Source organism: Streptomyces sp. O3, from assembly GCF_054788135.1.
In genome coordinates, this window is record NZ_JBTVYK010000012.1 from 74308 (window position 1) to 93477 (window position 19170).

Here is a 19170-nt window from a genome sequence, read left to right on the forward strand (position 1 = left end):
CCACGATGCCGCAGGAGGATCAACCCGTGACGCAGAATCTGGAGCGGCCCGGCGCCCCCGCTGTCGCCCGGCCACCGGCGGCCGTACGCGAAGAACCAGCCATACGCGAGGAGTCCGCCGTACGCGAAGAACCAGCCATACGCGAGGAGTCCGCCGTACGCGAGGAGCCAGCTCCACCGCGCGGCGCACCGCCTCGTACGCGACGCCGCAGCACGAACCTGTGGGTCCTGGCGATGGGCGCCGCGACCGTCGCGTTCCTCATCTACCAGCTGCCGCCGTACGCCGCCTTCGACTCGGGCGAGTCGCGTATCCCGCTGCAGTTCCCGCTGCACTACGCCCTGCTCGTGGGCCATGTCGGCTTCGGCACGGTGGCCCTGGTGACCATGTGCCTGCAGATGTGGCCGTGGCTGCGACGGCGGCACCCGGTGTTCCACCGGTGGAGCGGCCGGGTCTATCTCTGGGGCGGGGCGCTCCCGTCGGCGGCGTTCGCCATCGCCATGTTCCCGGTCGCGTTCCGCGCGGGCAGCATCGGTGTCCTGATGTCGGCCGTCCTGTGGTCCGTCGCCGGTCTGATGGGCTACCGGCGGGCCCGCCAGCGCCGCTGGCGCGAGCACCGGCGCTGGATGCTGTACAGCTTCGCGGTGGTCTGGGGACAGGTCATCTGGGGCTTCGTCATCGGCATGTCCTGGCTGTGGTGGTCGCCCTGGGCCGACACGGTCGACTTCAACTACGTGGCCGAGACGGCCCGTTGGGTCGGCTGGGTGAGCAACCTGATCGTGGTGCAGTGGTGGTTGGAGCGCACGGCCAAGCGTCCCCTGGACATGTGACGCGTGGCGTCGGCTGTCGCCGACACGCGGCGGTCAGCGCCGCCACGACTCGGCCAGGACCTCCCGGCACAGGTCGTTCGTGGGGCCGAGGAGGGCGACGCCGCGCGCGTCGGCGAGCAGCCGGGTCAGCACGTCGCCCGCCAGGTATCCGGCCTCGCCCACGATCCTGGCGACGTCGAGGCAGATCTCCTCGGCCGCGGTGGAGGCGAACACCTTGCAGTACAGCGCGGTCAGTTCGGGGTCGGGCGACAGGCCAGCGCCCGCCCGGTCGACGATGGCCCGCGCCGATTCGAGGCGCGTGGCGAGGTCGCCGAGGCGGTGCCGGAACGCCGCCCCGGTCAGCAGGTCGTGCCGGTTGGCGTAGCCGACGGCGAGGTCCAGGGCGGCGCGGGCCAGGCCGACGGATACGGCGCCCAGCGTCACACCGGACCCGCGCAGGCCCGCGATGGCGCGGTGCGCCCCGTGCCGCGGGCCGAGCCGGTCCGCGTCGGGCACCTGGCAGTGCCGCAGCGTCACCAGGCCGGTGGCCGAGCCGCGCATGCCCGCCAGGTCGGGGCTCGACCGTACGGCCACGCCCGGATTGTCGGCCCCGACCAGGAAGAAGGTCCGCCCCTGGGCGCCGGGGCCGTCCCCGGTCCCGGCCCCTTCGCCGGGCCCGCCCCCAGGTCCTTCGCCGGCCCCTTCGGCGGCCCCTTCGGCGGTGGCGGCGAGTACGAGGTATACGTCGGCGATGTGCGCGCCCGCGGTGAAGGCGCGGCCGCCGTCCAGGGTCCAGCCGCCGTCGTCCCGTCGTACGGCGCTGCCGCGCGGCCCGGTCCTGGCCGTGTCGGCGAGCGTCTCGCTCCACGCCGACGCGGCCAGCTGACCGCCGTCGGCGAGCGCGGGCAGCAGGCTCTCGCGCTGGGCCCGGCTGCCCCACTCGGCGATGAGCGAGGTCACCGTGTAGTGCTGGTGGGCGATCAGCGCGATCGAGGGGTTGACCGTCGCGAGTTCCTCGACCGTCCGGTTGACCTCGGGCGCGCCCCCGCCCGCGCCCCCGTACTCGGCCGGGACCGCGAGGGACAGCAGGCCCGAGTCCCGCAGCGCGGCGAGCACTTCGCGGTCCGGCTGCCCGGTGACGGCGCAGCCCGCCGCCGACTCGCGCAGCCGGGCCCGGAACGCGGAGGCGATGTGCGGCCGGGTCCGGCCAACGGTGCCGCTGAGCATGGGACGACCTCCTCGAATTGCCGCTGTGCGCGCTTTCACCCGGTTTTCACGCGGCCGCTTGGCTACTTCACCAAGTCGCCGCATTCTCACGGTGCCACCTCACGGTTTTCGGTGAAACCGAGACGTTCAGCTTCTGGTCGCTTGAACGTCGGCGGTTGTCCGCTACTTGGCGAAGTGGTCAGCTCGTTGTTCGACCCGAGAGGGAGACCCGGAGACCCGGAGATCGGGACATCGGGAGATCGGGAGATCGAGGGAGAGAGGGAGAATCGCGATGCCGTATCCCCGTGCGCCCCAGCGACTGTTGATGGTGATGCCGCACCGCCGTCTGGTGCGAAAGGCCGTGACGGCCGGTTTCGGCGTCTGGTCGGTCTGGGATCCGTCGCTGCGCGACGACGCGTATCTCGACGAGGTCGAATTCCTTTCCCAGGAACTGCTCCTGGCCGATTTCAGCGACGAGCACGCGCTGCGGGCCCTGATCCGGGAGACGGCCGGAACACACGGCGTCGACGAGGTCGTTCACCTGGGCGTCGATGCGACGCTGCCGACGGTCAGCACCGAGGCGGAGCGGCTCGGGCTCGCCCTGAACCCCGCGAAGACCCTGCGCCGCCTCAACGGCACAGGCGCCGCGCGCGGGTACCCGCCCGGTCCGGTGCTGGACCGCTGGCTGCTGCGGCGGGAGCTCGCCGCGCACGGGGTGTCGCTGGTGGACTGCGCGCTCGTCACCGACCGGCGCTCGCTGGAGACCTTCGGGGCCCTGTCCGGCTACCCGTTCCTCGTCCGGCCGACGGCCCCGCCAGGCCCGGTCTCCGACGCCGGGGCGGTGCGGGTGCGGCGGCCCGCGGACCTGCCGTACGCGTGGCGGCTGGCGCGCGGCGGCGGCTTCCTGATGGAGGCGTACGTCGCCGGGCCCCGCGGCGGCGTGGACGCGGTGAGCTACGCGGGCGTCCACCAGGTCACCGGCACCGACGGCGCGGCCGGTGACGAGGCCGCCCGTGCCGTCACCCGGTTCCTCGCGCTGCTCGGGGTGACCGACGGACACAGCCACACCGAGCTACGGCTCGGCGTCCACGGCCCGGTGGTGGTCGACGTCCACCTCTACGGCGGCCCCGCCGACCCGGTGGACGCCGCCCGGCACTCGGGCGGCGCGCACGGGAAGCCGCGCGGCGTGCACGGGAAGCGGCACGGTGCGGGCACGCTCGCCGCTCTGCCCGCGCCGCCCGCGCCGCCGGTCCCCGCCGGGCGGGCCCGTACCGGGGCGGTGGCGGCTTGACGCGGCGTATGCCCAGTCTCGCCGCTGTGCGGCGGGTCGTGGACGCGGTCGACGAACTGATCGGCGGCGCCCCGGTGGTCCGTCCCGGCCGGTCGCCGGGGGCCACGGTGGTGGAGTCCGCGTCGGGCGGCGCGGGGGTCGCGCTGGCCGCGCTGGCCGCCGTACGCGGCTGTCGCTGCACCGTCGTCGTGCCGCACGCGTCGGCGTCGCCCGAGCGCGTCGCGCTGCTGAGGTCCCTGGGCGCCGATGTGGTGCGGACCGTGTCGGGCCACGCGGCGATCCAGGCAATCCAGGAGATGCCGCCGTCAACGGCCTGGTGTGACGCTGCGAGTTGAGCCTCGGGTCCATCGGGTCCATACGTCAGTGAAGGAGTCCCCGCATGAACAGCGATCTCGACGAGTCCACCGCCCTGTCGCGGGTCGAGCGGCAGGTGGCCGGGATATGGACCGATGTGCTGGGGGCCGCGGCCGCCGAGCAGCGGGACGCCACCTTCTTCGAGCTGAGCGGCGAGTCCATCGCGGCGGTCCGCATCGTGACCCGTATCGAGGACGAGATCGGGGCGGAGCTGGAGGTCGGCGACCTCTTCGAGGAGGACCCGACCCTCGCGGCGCTCGTCCGGCTCGTCGTCGAACGGATCGAGGACGCCGGGAGCGCCGGGGCCGCCGCGTAGGTCCCGCCGGTAGGTCCCGCCGGTAGGTCCCGCGCGGCCTCGGCCGCCGTCCGTCCGCGGCCCAGGTCCAGCCTCGCGCCGCAGCCCTCATCTCCGGGAGAATCCATGGAAAACCGCTGCCCCGTCGTCCTCGACACCACCGGACGGGACATCCACGCCGAAGCCGCCGCCCTGCGGTCCCAGGGCGCCGCGACCCAGGTGGAGCTTCCCGGCGGGGTGCTCGCCTGGTCCATCAACGACTACGCGAACGTACGCAGGGTGCTGACCGATCCGCAGGTCACCAAGAGCGCCCGCAACCACTGGCCCAAGTTCATCAACGGCGAGATCCCGCCCAACTGGGAGATGATCAGCTGGATCGCGATGGACAACATGGTCACCGCGTACGGCAAGGACCACGTCCGGCTGCGCCGCCTGGTCGGCAAGGCGTTCACGCCGCGCCGCACGGAGGCGATCCGCCCGCTCGTCGAGGGGCTGACGAACCACCTGCTGGACGGTCTGGCCGCGGTGGAGCCGGGCGGGACGGTGGATCTGCGCGAGCGGTTCGCGTATCCGCTGCCCGCCATGCTGGTGGCCGAGCTGATCGGCATGGGCGAAGAGCAGCGCGCCGCCACCGCGAAGGTCATCGACATGATGGTGGACACCACGGTCAGCCCCGAGCAGGCCCAGTCGGTGCTCGCGAACTGGCGCGGCGCCATGGAGGAACTCGTCGCGCAGAAGCGGGCCGAACCGGGCGAGGACATCACCAGCGACCTGATCGCGGCGCGGGACGAGGACGGCTCACGGCTCAGCGAGGCCGAGCTGTGCGACACCATCTTCGCGATTCTCGGGGCCGGTTCCGAGACGACCATCAACTTCTTCGACAACGCCATCACGGCACTGCTCAGCCACCCCGAGCAGCTGGAGCTCGTCACGTCGGGCCGCGCCGCGTGGGACGACGTGATCGAGGAGACGCTGCGGGTGCAGTCGCCGCTGGCCCAGCTGCCGCTGCGGTACGCGGTGGAGGACATCGAGCTGGACGGTGTGACCATCCCCAAGGGCGACCCGATCCTGGTCAACTACAGTGCGGTGGGCCGTGATCCGGCGCTGCACGGGGAGAGCGCCTGCGCCTTCGACATCACCCGTGAGGACAAGGAGCACCTGTCGTTCGGGGTCGGTCCGCACTACTGCCTGGGCGCGGGTGTGGCCCGGCTGGTGGCGAAGGTGGGGCTGTCCACGCTGTTCGAGCGCTTCCCCGAGCTGTCGCTCGCGGTGCGGCCCGACGAGCTGCGGCCGCTGCCCACGTTCATCATGAACGGCCACCAGTCGCTGCCGGTGCGGCTGACCGCGCCGGTTCCCGCCGGGGCGGCCGCCCACTGAGCCCCGCGAGTACGCGAAAACGCCCCCCGGCCACCGCCGGGGGGCGTTTTGGCGGCCTCGCGGGCCCCGCCGACACGCCTCCGCGTGCCCCGCCGACACCGGGCCGACGGGGCAGGGTGTCAGGCGCTGTCGCGGGGGCTGTTCTGGTACGCGGCGAGCTGCCAGACGCCGTCCTGCTTGGCGACCACCCAGGTGGCCCGGATGGCGCGTTCGGCGGCGGGCTCGCTCTCGCCGGGGGCCAGGACGCCGCCCTGGGTGATGACGAGGGCCACGTCGGGGCGCAGGAACTTCACGGCGAGCGGGCTGCCGACGACCCGCGTGCCCTGGAAGGGCCCGGCGAAGGCCTGGGTCATGAAGGACTCGATGTCCGCCCGGCCGTCCCGGTAGACGCCCGGCAGGATCATGCTGCCGTCGGCCGTGAACACCTGCGCGAAGGCCTTGGCGTCGTGCTTGGCCCAGGCCTCGACGATGCGTCCGGGTACGGAGGCGGCGGCGGCCTTGTCCGCGTCGGTGACGGCGGTGTCCGTGGTGGTGGTCATGGGTTCTCCCCTGGGTTCGTGACGGTCGGATGCGGAGCGTGACGGTCAGATGTAGAGGGTGTTGGGCTCCAGGCCGCACAGCACCCGGCCGTACAGCTCGGCGTTGGTGTTGGGGTGCATCAGCGCGTGCTGGTTGACGGCCTGCACATCGCGGGCGATCCGCTGGATGGGCACGCTGGTGTAGATGGAGGAGCCGCCGCTGGCCGTGCTGTAGACGTCCACGGCCTCCTTCGCCAGGCGGCACACGGCGCCCAGGTCGGCGCGGGCGCGCACTCGCTCCTCAAGGCTCCACTCGGCGCCCTGGGCGGACTTGCCGTCCACCAGGTCGGCCAGGCGCAGCGCGTGGAACTCCGCCTGGTCGGTCTTGAACGCCGCGTCGGCGACCTGGAGATGGGTCAGGGGCGCCTGGCTCTGGCTCTCGTAGTCCGTGTAGGTGATCTTGCGGTCGGGCAGCCGCTGGAAGAACGCGTCCTTGGCGGCCTTCGCCATGCCGAGCACCGCGCCGGCCGACGAGGCCGACGCGACCGGCAGCAGCGGGGCCTGGTAGGCCGCGGCGGACGCGTTGGCCTGCGAGACGCCGCCCCGGCCCCCGAGGATCACGGGGAGCGGCAGGACGCGCGCGGCGGGCACGAAGACGTTCTCGGCGACGGTCGTGACGCTGCCGGTGCCCTTCAGCCCCGAGGTGTACCAGTCGTCCACGATCCGCAGGTCCGCCATGGGCACCAGGGCCATGACGGGCATCGGCTCGCCGTCGGGGGTCGGCTGGATCGCGACGATGATCTGCCAGTGGGCGTGCAGCGCGCCGCTGATGAACTTCCACTGCCCGTTGACGACCACGCCGCCGTCGGCGGGCGCGGCCATGCCGCCGGGGCTGAGGGTGCCGCATACCCGTGTGTCGGGGGTGGCGAACACCTCGTCCTGGACCGGGTCGGGGAACAGAGCGGTCATCCAGCCGGGGATCCAGTAGACCGACGCGACCCACGCGGTGGAGGCGTCGGCCCGGCCGAGCTCGGCGGCCACCTCGACCAGCGTGCGGGTGTCGCTCTCGTAGCCGCCGAAGCGCTGGGGCGCGCGCAGCCGGAAGACTCCCGCGTCGGCCAGGGCCTCGATCGACTCGTCGTGGATGCGCCGGTTCTCCTCCGCCCAGGCCGCGTTACCGCTCAGCACCCCGGCCGCGTCGCACGCGCGGCGCACCAGTTGCTCGCGCGTCGGCACCTCGGTCGTCAACACCATGTCCTCCTGGGAGATGCGCCACCGTCGGCGGCCCGTACGCGCGGGCCCGCCCTACTCGCGATCGACCGTCGCAGCCCGCCGGGAAGCGCCGCATCTTCTGGTGTGCGACGTGGGCGTGCGCACCTGGGACGCGGGGTGCGGCGACGGCTGCCGGGCACGCTCGGAGAAGCCCCCGCCCGGCCGCGGCTGCCACCATGAAAGCCACCCGACACGCCCCTGCGCGCACCTCAGGACACGGGTGTGCCCCGGCCCGCCTCAGCACGGCGCGCGGCCTGAGAGGAAGAGGGAACACCGCTGATGACCGAGCGTCAGGACATCCCCGCACGCCCCGCCGACGAGCGGCCCGCCACCCGTCCGCTGACGGGCGACGAGTACATCGAAAGCCTGCGCGACGACCGCGAGATCTATCTGTACGGGGACCGCGTCAAGGACGTCACGACGCATCCCGCCTTCCGCAACCCGGTCCGGATGACGGCGCGCCTGTACGACGCCCTGCACGACCCGGAGCGGCGCGGCGAGCTGACCCGGCCGACCGACACCGGCAGCGACGGTCTGACGCACAGCTTCTTCACCACGCCCCGCTCGGCCGACGACCTGGTCGCCGACCAGCGGGCGATCGCCGCGTGGGCGCGGATGAGCTACGGCTGGATGGGCCGCAGCCCCGACTACAAGGCGTCGTTCCTCGGCACGCTCGGCGCGAACGCCGACTACTACGAGCCGTTCGGGGACAACGCGCGGCGCTGGTACCGGGAGTCGCAGGAGAAGGTGCTGTTCTGGAACCACGCGATCGTGCATCCGCCGGTGGACCGGAACCGGCCGCCGGACGAGGTCGAGGACGTCTTCATCCATGTGGAGAAGGAGACCGACGCGGGCCTGGTGGTCAGCGGCGCCAAGGTGGTCGCGACCGGCAGCGCGCTGGCCCACTACAACTTCATCGCGCACTTCGGACTGCCCATCAAGAAGCGGGAGTTCGCTCTGGTGGCGACGGTGCCGATGGACGCGCCGGGGATGAAGCTGATCTGTCGTCCGTCGTACTCGGCGACGGCCGCGGTGATGGGCGGCCCGTTCGACTATCCGCTGTCGTCGCGGCTGGACGAGAACGACACGATCCTCGTCCTGGACAAGGTGCTGATCCCCTGGGAGAACGTGTTCATCTACGGGCATCTGGGCAAGGTGCAGATGTTCCCCGGCCGTTCGGGGTTCTTCGAGCGCTTCACCTTCCACGGCTGCACCCGGCTCGCGGTGAAGCTGGAGTTCATCGCCGGGCTGCTGATCAAGGCCCTGGAGATCACCGGTACGAAGGACTTCCGCGGGGTGCAGAGCCGGATCGGCGAGGTGCTGGCCTGGCGCAACCTGTTCTGGGCGTTCTCGGACGCGGCCGCCCGCAACCCGGTGGAGTGGCACCACGGCGCGGTGCTGCCGAATCCGCAGTACGGGATGGCGTACCGCTGGTTCATGCAGATCGGCTATCCGCGGGTCAAGGAGATCATCGAGCAGGATGTGGCGAGCGGCCTGATCTATGTCAACTCCAGCGCGGAGGACTTCAAGAACCCGGATGTGCGGCCCTATCTGGACAAGTATCTGCGCGGCTCGGGCGGGGTCGAGGCGGTGGACCGGGTCAAGGTGATGAAGCTGCTCTGGGACGCGGTGGGCACCGAGTTCGGCGGACGGCACGAGCTGTACGAGCGCAACTACGCGGGCAACCACGAGAACACCCGCGTCGAGCTGCTGATGTCGCAGACCACGTCGGGGCAGGTGGACGGCTACAAGGCGTTCGTCGACGCCTGCCTGTCCGAGTACGACCTGGACGGCTGGACGGTGCCGGACCTGTCGTCGTTCGAGGAGCTGCGCGAGGCGCGCGGCGGGCTGCTCGGCGGCTGAGGGCGGGCGACCTGGCCACGCGAGGCGGCCGACCGGGGGGATTCCCGGTCGGCCGCCTCGTACGTGCGATGGTTCGGGAGTTCAGGGGCGGTGCAGGGGTGCGTCCGGGGCCGCGACGGTCACCCGCAGGCTCTCGCGGAACCCCGCCGCCATGTCCCGGATGGTCCGGTCGTCGTAGAGGTTGGTGTTGTACCCCAGGTACCCGGCCATCTCCCCCGACTCGGGGTCGACGGTCAGCTGCACCATCGCGCCGTCCGGGATGTCGGTGCTGACGTCCTGGGACAGCTTCCGGTCGCGTATCTCGAAGTACGCCAGGTCGCCTACCGGTTCACCGTGCGACGGCGGGAACTGCAGCACCTGGAAGGCGAAGACCCCGAGGTCGTCGGCGGCGAAGGGCGCGGCGATCTCCGGGGCCTCGGCCATCACCTGGGCGAACGGCAGGTCGTTGGCGTACGCCTTGAGGCAGGTGGCGCGGGTCCGCTCGACCACCTCGCGGAAGGTGTCGCAGCCGCCGACGTCGGTGCGCAGCGGCACGAAGTTGAAGAAGGCGCCGACGGTGTCCTGGAAGCGGGCCGGGCCGCGGCCGAACGCCATGGTCGGCACCGTCACGTCCCGTACGCCGGTCAGTTCGCTCAGATAGACCTTGTACGCGGCGAGCAGCACCATGAAGGCGGTGCCTCGCGTCGCCCTGGCCAACGCGAGGGTCGCGCCGGTCAGTTCGGCGTCGATGACGAAGCGGTGCACGGCGGTGGTCTTGTCGAGCCCCGCGGACTTGAGGTGGTCGGTCGGCACTCCGGTGATCCGTCCGCCCGCCAGGTGCCGCCGCCAGTGGGCGCGCGCCTTCACCGCGTGCGGGGATTCGGGCGCGAACCGCTCCCGCTCCCAGACCGCGAACTCCTGGAACTGGGCCGCCGGGGGCAGTTCGGGCACGTCGTGGCCGCGCCGGGTGGCGTAGGCGGTGCCGAGGTCCCGGATCATGAGCTGGAGTGAGGTCTCGTCGACGGCGGTGTGGTGGGCGGTGAGTACGAGGACGGCGTCCTGCTCGTCGAAGCGGCCCAGGACCGCCCGCAGCAGCGGCATCTCGGTGACCCCGTACTGGCCGCCCTCGACGTCGATGATCAGCTCCTCGGCCCGCCGGGCGCGGAGCCCGGTGTCGTCGGGCGTGGGCAGGTCGCGCAGTTCCAGGGGGACCGGCTTCGGCGGGTGGATCTCCTGGCGGCGGCCTTCCTCGCCGCGCACGATCGTGGTGCGCAGCGCCTCGTGCCGGGCCACGACGTCGTCGAGTGCGCCCTGGAGCGCGTCGGTGTCGACCTTTCCGCGCAGCCGCCAGCCCGCGACGATGTTGTAGCGGGGCCCGAACGGCCCCTCCTCGTCGCCCTGGTCGAACATGCAGAGGAATTCCTGGTTGTACGAGAGTGGGATGTCTGGGATGTCCATGGGGTGGCTGGCCTCCAAGTAGGCCGCATAGCAGGCCGGTCGGTCGGCACGGCCTGCTATGCGGATGCGGGTGCGCGGCCGGGGCCGCGGGGTTCGGCGCGCCTGGCTCGGCTCGGCGCGGCTCGGCTCAGCGCAGCTCGGTCTCGGCGTGCTCGGCGGCCTGGAGGAACTCGCCCCGCGACAGCGCGGCGGCGATCAGTTCGATGTCGTCGGACATGAAACGGTCGCGCTCCAGCGTGGGCACCAGCGAGCGGATCTGGTCGTAGGCGGCCCGGCCGGCCGGGCTGAGCCGGTCGTAGCGCCCGGAGAGGTCCACGGCCTGCGCGGCGGCGAGGTATTCGACGGCGAGGATCCTGGTGTTGTTCCGCAGCACCTGGCGGGCGTTGCGGGCGGCGATCAGGCCCATGCTGACGACGTCCTGGTTGTCGCCGTTGGAGGGCACCGACTGGGTGCTGGCCGGGCCGATGGTGCGGTTCTCGGCGACCAGCGCGGTGGCCGGGTACTGGGCTCCGGCGAAGCCGCTGTTGAGGCCGGGCTCGCCCTTGACGAGGAACTCCGGCAGGCCGTCGCTGAGGTGCCGGTTGAGCAGCCGGTTGGTGCGCCGCTCGGAGAACACGCCCAGCTGGGTCAGGGCGATCACGGTGTGGTCCATGGCGAACGCGATCGGCTGGCCGTGGAAGTTGGCGCCGTGGAAGATCTCGTCCTGGCCGTCGAAGAACAGCGGGTTGTCGTTGGCGGAGTTGAGCTCGATCTCCAGCTTCTGGCGCGCGTGGTACAGGGAGTCCCGGACCGCGCCGACGACCTGGGGGATGGCGCGCAGCGTGTAGGCCTTCTGCAGATAGACCTCGGTGCGGTGCACGCCGTCGCCGGTGCGCTGCTCGGCGGCCTGGCGGCGCAGTTCGGCGTGGCCGACGGCGAGGCCGCTGCCGTGCAGCAGGGCGCGCATGTTGGCCGCGGTGTCGATCTGGCCCTGGTGCGGGCGGGCCAGGTCGTGGCCTTCGGCCAGGAACGGGCTGGTGGAGCCCTGGAGGGTCTCCACGACGAGGGCGGTGACGATCTCCGCCTGGCGGACCTGCTCCAGGGCCCGGCCGATGACCAGGGAGCCGAGGCCGGTCATCGCCGAGGTGCCGTTGATCAGGGCCAGGCCCTCCTTGAACCGGAGTTCGAGCGGCTCGATGCCCTCTTCGCGCAGCACGTCGGCGGTGGGGGCGCGCACCCCGTCGCGCAGTACATAGCCCTCGCCGATGAGGCTGGTGGCGATGTGGGCGAGCGGCGCCAGGTCGCCGCTGGCGCCCAGCGAGCCGACCTCGGGGATGGCCGGGGTGATGCCCCGGTTGAGGTAGAGGGCGATGCGCTCCAGGAGTTCGGGGCGCACCGCGGAGTAGCCGCGGGCCAGGGCGTTGAGGCGGGCGGCCAGGATGGCGCGGGCCTCGTCTTCGGCGAACAGCGGGCCGACGCCCGCGCTGTGGCTGCGCACCAGGTTGGTCTGAAGCTCCACCTCCTTGGAGGTGTCCACGAGCATGTAGATCATCTCGCCGTAGCCGGTGGTGACACCGTAGACGGGGGTGCCCTCGCGGACGATGTCCTCGAACATCCGGCGGCTGGAGGCGGCTCGGGCCAGGGCCGCCGGGGCGACGCCGACGGGCGCCTGGTCCTCGGCGACCCGGCGGACGGCCGGGATGTCCAGGTTCTCGCCGTCGAAATAGACGTCCGTTCCATTGGAATCGACCGGCAGTTCGGTCTCGACCATGGTCACGATTCTCACCCCATCATGATTCGGTTGGCAGCAGCGTCAGTGAGCGCGTTACGGGAGGTGCGGAAGGTACGGAGGCGTCCGCGGCCTCGGCGAGGCGGCGGCGGTCGACCTTGCCGCCGGTGTTCCTCGGCAGGCCGGTCAGGGTCGTGAAGGAGACGGGGAGCATCGCCTTGCCGAAGCGTCGGCGCAGCACGGCTCGCCATTCGGCGGCGGACCCCAGGGGTTCTCCGCCGGGTGCGCGGCCGGGCACGACATGGGCGACGAGGCGGGACACCAGGCCGTCGGGGCCGGTGAGCGCCACCACGGCGCAGTCGGTCACCGACGGGTGCGCGGCCAGGGCCGCCTCGATGTCGGTGAGTTCGATGCGGACGCCCAGGAACTTCACGCGGGCGTCGGCGCGGCCGCGGAACTCCAGGGCGCCGTCGCGGCGGCGGCGTCCCAGGTCGCCGGAGCGGTAGCAGCGGCCGCCCGCGGCGGCGTCCCCCGCGTCCAGCGAGTCGAGCGGCCGGAAGGCGGCGTCGTCGTGCGGCCCGGCGCCGCCCGCGTAGCCGGGTGTGAGGTAGGGGCCGCGTACGACGATGTGCCCGGTGACGCCGGTGGGGCAGGGCCGGTCGGCGTCGTCGAGCACGAGGACCTGGCGGCCGGGTATGGAACGGCCGATGGGGACGGGGCCGTGAACGGGCCCGGTCACCTCGTGCCAGGTCGCCAGGATCGTCTCGGTGGCGCCGTACAGGTTGACCAGGCGTACGCCGGGCAGGGCCGCGCGCAGCCCGCCCGCCAGCTCGCCGGTCAGCGCCTCTCCGGCGAGCAGCAGGTGGCTCAGCCCGGTCAGGGGCGTGCCGCCACCGCCGGTGGTGGCGGTGGCGGCGGTGAGGAGCTGTCGGGCGAAGCTGGGCACGGTCTGGAAGTGCGTGATCCGCTCGGCCGCCAGCCAGTCGGCGAGCTTCTCGGGGTGGGCCCGGATCTTGTCCGGCACCGTGCACAGGGTGGCGCCCGAGGTGAGCGCCGCGCCCATCTCGACGAGCGAGGCGTCATAGCCGGGTGCGGCCCACTGCGCCATACGCGCGCCGGGCCCGAGCCGGAACTCCGCGGCGAACCAGGCCAGGAACTGGGCGAAAGTCCGGTGCGTCTGCGGAATCCCCTTCGGCGTGCCGGTGGATCCGGACGTATGCGTGACGTACGCCCACCGGTCCAGCGCGCTGGCGTCCGCGCCGCTCGGCGTGTCGCCCGGCGTGCCAGAGGCGGACTCCGCGCCGGACTCGTCCGCGGCGAGTGCGGCCAGGGCGAGTACCTGGCCGTGGTGTGCGGTCTGGTACCAGGTGACGAGGTCGTCGTCGGTGCGGGCGGTGTCGACGACGAGGCAGGCGGGCGCGGCGGCGGTGAGCACGGCCCGGTCGCGTTCGCCGGAGCGGCCGGTGCCCAGGCACAGCGCATGGGCGCCCGCCGCGAACGCGCCGAGTACCGTCGCCGCCTGGTCCGGACCGTTGTCGAGGCGTACGGCGACCGCGCGGCCCGCGACGCCGCGGGCCGTGAGCGCCTCGGTGACCGCCCGCGCGCGCCGCCGCAGAGCGGCGTAGCTGACCGTGTCGCCGCCGCCGGTGACGGCGGTCGCGTCCGGGGTGCGCCGGGCCGCCGCGTACACCTGGGCGTGCACGGGCTCCCGTACGGGCGGTACGGCGGTACGGTCCGCGGCCCGCACCGCGCCGCGCAGGAACTGCGCGGACTCCAGCGGCAGTTCGCCGAGCGGGGCGTCGGGCCGCTCCAGGGCGGCGGTGAGCAGGGTGCGCAGCTGCTCAAGCAGCGCGGCGGCCGACGGCGGGTCCCACAGCGCGGCGCGGTACTCCAGGGAGCCGCGCAGCACCGGACTGTCCTGACACACCGTCAGGGTGAGGTCGGTGCGGGCGGTGGCGTTGTCGACGGTGCGGCGGCGCACCCGCACGCCGGGCAGCCGCAGTTCGGCGGTGTCCGCGGGCTCGTGGACGAACAGGGCGTCGCACAGCGGGAGTCGGCGCCGGACGTCGTCGTCCGCGCCGAGCTCGCGCAGCAGCTGCTCGTAGGGCAGCTCACGGTGGTCGAACGCCGCCCGCACCCCCTGCGCGACCCGGTCGGCCAGCTCACGGAAGGTGCCGCACCCGCCCACGTCGGTGCTGATGACGAGGTGGTTGCGGTAGGGGCCGACGACCCCGTCGGCCTCGGGCCGCGCCGGGCGCAGGCTGGCCGGTACGCCGACGGCGGTGCGCGGCTCGTCGGCGAACCGGGCGAGCAGCGCCTGGAACGCGGCGAGCAGCACGGCGTACGGGGTGACCGCCGACCGCTCGCACAGCGCGGCCAGGCGCGCGGCCGGGCCCGGCCCCCAGTCGAAGGACAGGGTGCCGCCGCGGGTGGCGGCCCCGCGCGGACGCGGCCGGTCGGTGGGGATCGCCAGCCCGGCGGGCGGCGGGGTGAGCCGCTCGGTCCACCAGGAGAGCAGCGCGCGTCGGCGCGGGCCGTCCGGGGCGTGGTGCCGCAGCGCGGGGTCGGTGTACTGCCGGGGCCAGACGGCCAGCGCGGCGGGCAGCGCCCGGCCGTGCGCCCGCGCGGCGTAGTGCGCGGACAGTTCGCCCAGCATGACGGCGAGGGACCGCTCGTCGGTGACCGCCTGGTGCAGCCGCAGGGTGACCAGGTGCTCGTCCGGGCCGCGCCGGGCGACCGCCAGCCCACCGCCGCCGGTGACCGGGTCCGAGGCGCGCCCGCCCCGCCCGGCGACGGCGTGCCGCAGCGCCGTGTGGCGCTGGGCGACCGTGTGCCAGGCGGCGCGCAGCGCGTCGGCGTCGAGGTCCCCGGTGACGGTGTAGGCCCGGCACAGCTGGTACGCCGGGACGCCGGAGAACGGCGGTCCGGGTCGCCACGGCTCGGGCCCGCCCGGTGCGGCGGCCTCCGACACGGGGTCGGCCACGGGTGCGACGGCTGCGTCGATCACTCCTGCTTCCCTTCGTCCATCGGTACGCGTACGGGCGAGTCAGCGCGCCGCCAGTCCTGCGGCGCACACGGGGCGGTCGGCCCGCCCCCGGCTCCCGCACACACGGCCAGGTCGTGCGGGCGGCCACCTCGTACGGACGGCCACGTCATACGGCGTCCACGTCGTACGCGGTCAGGCCGTGCGGGCGGCCAGACCGTACGGCGACCAAGTCGTACGGCGGCCAAGTCGTACACACGGCCAGACCGAACGCGTAGTCAGGCCGTACGCGCGGCCCGTCGTACGGACGGCAGACCGTACGGGCGGCCAGCCCGTACAGGCGGCCACCCCGTACAGGCAGCCAAGCCGTACACGCGGCCACCCCGTACACGCGGCCAAGCCGTACACGCGGTCAGCTGGCCACCAGGTCCGTACGGGAGTCGGCCGCCTGGCCGGACGACCGCAGCGGGGCCGCGGGCCGCCGTACGGGCGGCTCCGGCCTGGCCCCGAGCACGCGGCGCGCGGTGTTCCACAGCACCCGCGCCACCAGGGCCGGGCGCATCAGCGAGTCGGGGCGCGCGACGAGACCGGCGGCCCGCATATACGCGGCGGTGACGGTGGAGTCGACGGCCGCGGCCTTCTGCACGAGCTTCAGATAGACCTGCGCCATCCGGACTTGCGCGGTCCGCTCGCCCTGCACGCCCTCGAAGCCGAGGTCGACGGTGTTGGTCATCTCCCACGGCGGGTCGATCACGTCGTGCGCGAGGTCGCGGAAGTACTGCAGCGGCTGCGGCGCGGCCCCGGTGTGCAGATGGTCCCGGATGGTCAGCGCGCCGAGCGCCGAGACCGTCATGCCCTGGGCGTATATCGGGTTGAAGCAGGTGACGGCGTCGCCGGTGACGAGCAGCCCGTCCGGGAAGCGCTCCATCTTCTCGTAGCGCCGCCGCAGGGTCGTCGGGAAGCGGAACGCGACGGGCTCGTCCAGCGGCTCGGCGTGCCGCAGCGCGTCGTGGATGTCCGGCACGGCCAGGGACTTGATCCAGTCGTACAGGCCCTGCTGGTCGGTGGGAGGGTAGTCGCCGAGCAGCCCGTAGGTGGTCAGCTCGACGCGGTCGCCGTCGGTCTTGGTGAAGATGGCCCCGCGCGGCACCTCGGGCGACGCGGCCGGGTTGATGGACAGGTCGCCGTGGTAGGGGTCGGCGGTCAGCCGGTAGTGCTGGGTGACATAGCCGAGGCCGATCTTCTTGCGCTCCTCCTCGACCCGCCCGTACCCGAGGTCCGCCAGCCAGATCGGGGTCCGCGAGCCGCGGCCCGTGGCGTCGACGACCAGGTCGGCGGCGATGACCTCTTCGGCGTTCTCGGCGCCGACCGCCTGGACCCGTACGCCGGTGACGCGCTTGTGGTCCGCGGTGGTGTCCAGGCCGAGTATCTCGTGCTCCTCGACGAACACGACGTTCGCCAGCGCCGCCGTGCGCTCCCGGATGTGGCGCTCCAGCATGGGGCGGCTGGCGGCCACGCACACCAGACCCGCGCTGCGCTGCCTGAGCCGCTCGCCGTTGAAGTACCAGCGCACATGCCCGGCGAGGTCGCCGGTGGGCACGCCGTCGTCGAACAGCTCCTGGGTGATGCCCGGATACAGCTCCTCCATGACCTCCTGGCCGCGCGCGAGCAGGCCGTTGATGTGGCGGCCCTGCGGGGCGCTGCGGCGCGGGCCCGTCACGCCCGTGAGCGCGTCGCGGTCCACCACGCGCACCTCGTCGTACGCGTCGGCGAGCACTCTGGCGGCGAACAGGCCGGCGATGCTGCCGCCGAGTACCACCGCGCGCGTACCGGTCTTCTCGCCCGTCACGGGTTACCTCCTGGATCGTGTGATCGGAAATCGGATGCGAATGGCTGCGGCGCGGCTCAGTCCGCGACGCCGAAACGGGCTTTGGTGAACTCGCGGTTGGCGATCGAGTTGAGGAACACCGAGATACCGGCGTGGCTCTGCTGCATGGAGAGGTCACGCCATACGCGTTCCATGCGGGTGCCGTGGCGTACCGCGCTGGAGCCCGCGGTGGGGTAGAGATGGCCCTGGACGGCGCGCCAGGAGAGCTTGACGACCTCCCGGCAGATCGTGACGACGCGCAGTTCGCGCTCCTGGGTGAAGCCCTCTTCCGCGGCGTCGTGCCACTGCTGGATCGCGTTCAGGAAGGCGGCCTCGGCGGTGGCGATCAGCCCGCTGGCCTCGCCGTAGTGGAACTGGAAGTCGGGGTCCGCCACGCGCGGCACGATCGGCGGGAAGATGGTGTGCCGCGAGCGCAGCAGCTCCTCGTACGCGTCGAGCGCGCCGAGCGCCATGCCCACCGCGAGCGCCGCGTCCTCCAGCACCATGAACGTCAGCACGCCGCCGCTGTACATGGGGTTGGCGTGCAGCGAGGCGCCGGGCAGATCCTGTCCGACGGCCGTCTGGCTCAGGTGTCCGGGCAGCGTGCAGTGGTCGGGCACCCGGCCGTTCTCCAGGGTGATGCTGTGCGAGCCGCTGCCCTTGAGGCCCAGCTGGTCTCCCCAGTCGTCCAGCCGCCGGAACTGGTCGCGCGGGGCGATGAACAGCATGGGGTGGGGTTCGTCCGCATCTTCGGGGAACACCAGGGTGTGGCCCACGAAGTGGGTGGCGTACGGGGAGCCCGAGCAGTAGTTCCAGGTGCCGTCGATGAGCCAGTCCCCGTCCGGGGTGCGCTCGGCGGTGCCGCTCGGGGCCACCGTGGCGGGGCAGATGAAGTCGCCGTCAGCGAACACCTCGGCCTGGACGCGCTCGTCGAACAGGGTCGCGACGGCCTGCGGGTGCGCGGCGCCCAGACAGTACATCCAGCCCGTCGACGAACAGGCGCGGGTCAGCGTCATCACGACGCGCATGAACGTGTCGACGCCGAACTCGTAGCCGCCGAACCTGCGCGGCACCAGGATCCGGTACAGCCCCGCCGCGGCGAAGGCCTCGTGGGTGTCGGGCGCGTAGAAGGTGCGCTGTTCCGTCTCGGCCTGGCGCTTGACCAGGGTGGCGGCGATGGCCTCGGCCCTGGACAGCAGATCGGCCGGGGTGAGGTCGGGCTCGGGCACGGCAGAGGCCTGCTCCGCGGGGGCGTGCGTGGTCACGGTCATCGGTACGCGGGTCCTTCTCCTGACGGCGGGACTCAGACAGGGGACTCAGCCGGGGGACTCAGCCGGGGCATCGGCCAGGGGGATCAGGCGAGGGTCAGACGGGGATCAGACGGGTACGGAGCCCACCAGGCCGCCGTCCACGACGAATTCCTGTCCGGTGATGTACGCGGAACGGTCCGAGAGCAGGAAGGCCACCGTGTCGGCGACGTCGTCGGCCGCGCCGAGCGTGCCGAGGGCGACCTGGCCGCGGAAGAACTCGCGCGCCTCGTCCACCGGGGCGACCGCGTCGAACATCTCCGTCCTGATGTGCCCCGGCGTCACGGCGTTGACCCGGATGCCGCGGTCCGCCAGGTCGGGCGCGAGGGTGCGGGGCAGGTTGAGCACGGCGGCCTTGCTCGCCGCGTACACCGACCCGGCGCCCATGCCCCGGTGCACCAGCCACGAGGCGTTCAGCACCACCGACGCGCCGTCCGTGAGCAGCGGCAGCGCCTTCTGGACGGTGAAGAACGCGCCCTTGAAGTTAGTGCCGACGACGGAGTCGAAGTCCTCCTCGGTGACGTCCGCGGTGCGGGCGTTGAGGCCGATGCCCGCGTTGGCGAACACCCCGTGCAGGCTGCCGAAGCGCTCCCGCACCCGCTCGGCGACCTCGTCGAGGTCGGCGGTCCGGCTGACGTCGGCCGTCACGGTCAACACCCGTTCGCCGCTGTTGAGTTCACCGGCGGCCTTGTCGAGCCGCTCGGCGCTGCGTCCGACGAGAACCACGTTCGCGCCGTCGTCGAGCAGTCGGCGCGCGGTCGCCAGGCCGATGCCGCTGCCGCCGCCGGTGATCAGTACGGTCTTGCCGTCGAAGTCAGTCATGCGGCAAGCGTCGGCCCGCTCCGGGCGCGGCGCATCTCCCGGATTGCGCTGCGCTTCGATCTCC

At 72.8% G+C, this 19170-nt stretch carries 15 protein-coding genes; 6 read left to right on the top strand and 9 right to left on the bottom strand.

Going from position 1 to position 19170, the window contains the following annotated elements; translation table 11 throughout:
• The first annotated feature begins 26 nt into the window (after positions 1 to 26).
• A complete protein-coding gene (locus tag ACX6XY_RS08720) occupies positions 27 to 827 on the top strand; it encodes a DUF2306 domain-containing protein (protein ID WP_460328017.1) in 801 nt (266 codons plus the stop codon).
• Between the two features lie 33 nt (positions 828 to 860).
• Here the strand turns inward: ACX6XY_RS08720 and ACX6XY_RS08725 are convergent, their stop codons facing one another.
• Positions 861 to 2033: an acyl-CoA dehydrogenase family protein gene (locus tag ACX6XY_RS08725; protein ID WP_460328018.1), complete on the bottom strand. Its 1173-nt coding sequence runs from the start codon at positions 2031 to 2033 to the stop codon at positions 861 to 863.
• 271 nt (positions 2034 to 2304) lie between these two features.
• On the opposite strand from ACX6XY_RS08725, the gene ACX6XY_RS08730 reads away from it, so the two are divergent.
• The 4 genes from ACX6XY_RS08730 to ACX6XY_RS08745 all read left to right on the top strand — a co-directional run bounded on the left by ACX6XY_RS08730 (position 2305) and on the right by ACX6XY_RS08745 (position 5329).
• Positions 2305 to 3303, top strand: a complete 999-nt coding sequence (locus ACX6XY_RS08730) for an ATP-grasp domain-containing protein (RefSeq protein ID WP_460328019.1) — start codon at positions 2305 to 2307, stop codon at positions 3301 to 3303.
• A gap of 8 nt (positions 3304 to 3311) precedes the next feature.
• Positions 3312 to 3638: a pyridoxal-phosphate dependent enzyme gene (locus tag ACX6XY_RS08735; protein ID WP_460328020.1), complete on the top strand. Its 327-nt coding sequence runs from the start codon at positions 3312 to 3314 to the stop codon at positions 3636 to 3638.
• 44 nt (positions 3639 to 3682) lie between these two features.
• Positions 3683 to 3973: a phosphopantetheine-binding protein gene (locus ACX6XY_RS08740; RefSeq protein ID WP_460328021.1), complete on the top strand. Its 291-nt coding sequence runs from the start codon at positions 3683 to 3685 to the stop codon at positions 3971 to 3973.
• A 105-nt stretch (positions 3974 to 4078) separates the two neighbouring features.
• Positions 4079 to 5329, top strand: coding sequence for a cytochrome P450 family protein (locus tag ACX6XY_RS08745; protein WP_460328022.1), 1251 nt, complete (start codon positions 4079 to 4081; stop codon positions 5327 to 5329).
• Between the two features lie 119 nt (positions 5330 to 5448).
• Here the strand turns inward: ACX6XY_RS08745 and ACX6XY_RS08750 are convergent, their stop codons facing one another.
• Together ACX6XY_RS08750 and ACX6XY_RS08755 are read right to left on the bottom strand one after the other, a co-directional pair.
• Entirely contained in the window at positions 5449 to 5868 is a 420-nt protein-coding gene (locus ACX6XY_RS08750; RefSeq protein ID WP_460328023.1) for an SgcJ/EcaC family oxidoreductase, read from the bottom strand.
• Between the two features lie 45 nt (positions 5869 to 5913).
• Positions 5914 to 7098 (bottom strand): acyl-CoA dehydrogenase family protein, encoded by a 1185-nt coding sequence (locus ACX6XY_RS08755; protein WP_460328050.1) that lies wholly within the window; start codon positions 7096 to 7098, stop codon positions 5914 to 5916.
• Between the two features lie 300 nt (positions 7099 to 7398).
• Between ACX6XY_RS08755 and ACX6XY_RS08760 the strand changes: the two genes are divergently transcribed.
• The gene (locus tag ACX6XY_RS08760) at positions 7399 to 8982 is read left to right on the top strand and encodes a 4-hydroxyphenylacetate 3-hydroxylase family protein (RefSeq protein WP_460328024.1); all 1584 of its coding nucleotides are present in this window, start codon (positions 7399 to 7401) and stop codon (positions 8980 to 8982) included.
• A gap of 81 nt (positions 8983 to 9063) precedes the next feature.
• On the opposite strand, the gene ACX6XY_RS08765 is transcribed toward ACX6XY_RS08760, so the two are convergent.
• The 6 genes from ACX6XY_RS08765 to ACX6XY_RS08790 all read right to left on the bottom strand — a co-directional run bounded on the left by ACX6XY_RS08765 (position 9064) and on the right by ACX6XY_RS08790 (position 19106).
• Positions 9064 to 10419: a condensation domain-containing protein gene (locus ACX6XY_RS08765; protein ID WP_460328025.1), complete on the bottom strand. Its 1356-nt coding sequence runs from the start codon at positions 10417 to 10419 to the stop codon at positions 9064 to 9066.
• A gap of 127 nt (positions 10420 to 10546) precedes the next feature.
• Complete coding sequence (gene cmdF / locus ACX6XY_RS08770) at positions 10547 to 12169, bottom strand: tyrosine 2,3-aminomutase (protein WP_460328051.1); 1623 nt, start codon at positions 12167 to 12169, stop codon at positions 10547 to 10549.
• Between the two features lie 19 nt (positions 12170 to 12188).
• Positions 12189 to 15134, bottom strand: coding sequence for an AMP-binding protein (locus tag ACX6XY_RS08775; RefSeq protein WP_460328026.1), 2946 nt, complete (start codon positions 15132 to 15134; stop codon positions 12189 to 12191).
• A 388-nt stretch (positions 15135 to 15522) separates the two neighbouring features.
• Complete coding sequence (locus ACX6XY_RS08780) at positions 15523 to 16959, bottom strand: FAD-dependent oxidoreductase (RefSeq protein ID WP_460328028.1); 1437 nt, start codon at positions 16957 to 16959, stop codon at positions 15523 to 15525.
• Positions 16960 to 17015: 56 nt separating this feature from the next.
• Positions 17016 to 18248, bottom strand: a complete 1233-nt coding sequence (locus tag ACX6XY_RS08785; RefSeq protein ID WP_460328029.1) for an acyl-CoA dehydrogenase family protein — start codon at positions 18246 to 18248, stop codon at positions 17016 to 17018.
• Positions 18249 to 18353: 105 nt separating this feature from the next.
• On the bottom strand, positions 18354 to 19106 hold the full coding sequence (locus tag ACX6XY_RS08790; RefSeq protein WP_460328030.1) for an SDR family NAD(P)-dependent oxidoreductase: 753 nt from the start codon (positions 19104 to 19106) through the stop codon (positions 18354 to 18356).
• Positions 19107 to 19170: the final 64 nt, after the last annotated feature.

What these genes read in the sequence shown, in the direction of transcription:
- ACX6XY_RS08725 (WP_460328018.1), bottom strand. Translation starts at nt 2,033, where the DNA reads ATGCTCAGCGGCACCGTTGGCCGGACCCGGCCGCACATCGCCTCCGCG.
- ACX6XY_RS08730 (WP_460328019.1), top strand. Translation starts at nt 2,305, where the DNA reads ATGCCGTATCCCCGTGCGCCCCAGCGACTGTTGATGGTGATGCCGCAC.
- ACX6XY_RS08735 (WP_460328020.1), top strand. Translation starts at nt 3,312, where the DNA reads ATGCCCAGTCTCGCCGCTGTGCGGCGGGTCGTGGACGCGGTCGACGAA.
- ACX6XY_RS08740 (WP_460328021.1), top strand. Translation starts at nt 3,683, where the DNA reads ATGAACAGCGATCTCGACGAGTCCACCGCCCTGTCGCGGGTCGAGCGG.
- ACX6XY_RS08745 (WP_460328022.1), top strand. Translation starts at nt 4,079, where the DNA reads ATGGAAAACCGCTGCCCCGTCGTCCTCGACACCACCGGACGGGACATC.
- ACX6XY_RS08750 (WP_460328023.1), bottom strand. Translation starts at nt 5,868, where the DNA reads ATGACCACCACCACGGACACCGCCGTCACCGACGCGGACAAGGCCGCC.
- ACX6XY_RS08760 (WP_460328024.1), top strand. Translation starts at nt 7,399, where the DNA reads ATGACCGAGCGTCAGGACATCCCCGCACGCCCCGCCGACGAGCGGCCC.
- ACX6XY_RS08765 (WP_460328025.1), bottom strand. Translation starts at nt 10,419, where the DNA reads ATGGACATCCCAGACATCCCACTCTCGTACAACCAGGAATTCCTCTGC.
- cmdF (WP_460328051.1), bottom strand. Translation starts at nt 12,169, where the DNA reads ATGGTCGAGACCGAACTGCCGGTCGATTCCAATGGAACGGACGTCTAT.
- ACX6XY_RS08785 (WP_460328029.1), bottom strand. Translation starts at nt 18,248, where the DNA reads ATGACCGTGACCACGCACGCCCCCGCGGAGCAGGCCTCTGCCGTGCCC.
- ACX6XY_RS08790 (WP_460328030.1), bottom strand. Translation starts at nt 19,106, where the DNA reads ATGACTGACTTCGACGGCAAGACCGTACTGATCACCGGCGGCGGCAGC.